The sequence below is a fragment of the Streptomyces regalis genome (assembly GCF_001509475.1).
In the GTDB taxonomy this organism is placed as follows: Bacteria; Actinomycetota; Actinomycetes; order Streptomycetales; family Streptomycetaceae; genus Streptomyces; species Streptomyces regalis.
In genome coordinates, this window is sequence record NZ_LLZG01000272.1 from 1 (window position 1) to 338 (window position 338).

Annotated in this window: 1 protein-coding gene; it reads right to left on the reverse strand. The window is 73.7% G+C overall.

Annotation, left to right across the window (positions count from 1 at the left end; all coding sequences use genetic code 11):
• The coding region (locus tag ADL12_RS53040; RefSeq protein WP_159053298.1) for an IS3 family transposase at positions 1 to 338 on the reverse strand (338 nt) is incomplete at both ends.

Here is a 338-nt window from a genome sequence, read left to right on the forward strand (position 1 = left end):
GGCCCAGGCTGCGGTCGGGTGGGCGGTGACGCCGAGGATGTGCACGGTGCGGGTGCCGACCTCCATGACCACGAAGGCGTACAGCCTGGTCAGCGCGGCGGTGTCCACGTGGAAGAAGTCGGCGGCGAGCAGGCCGGAGGCCTGGGCGCGTACGAACTCGCGCCAGGTCGGGGCGCCGCGGCTTCGTCTGGGTGCGGGGCCGAGGTCGGCGCTGCGCAGGATGCGTCGGATGGTGGAGGCGCCGACGCGGTGGCCCAGGCGCCGCAGCTCGCCCTGGATACGGGTTGAGCCCCAGGTCGGGTTCTCGCGGGCCTGGCGCAGGATCAGGGCGGTGAGTT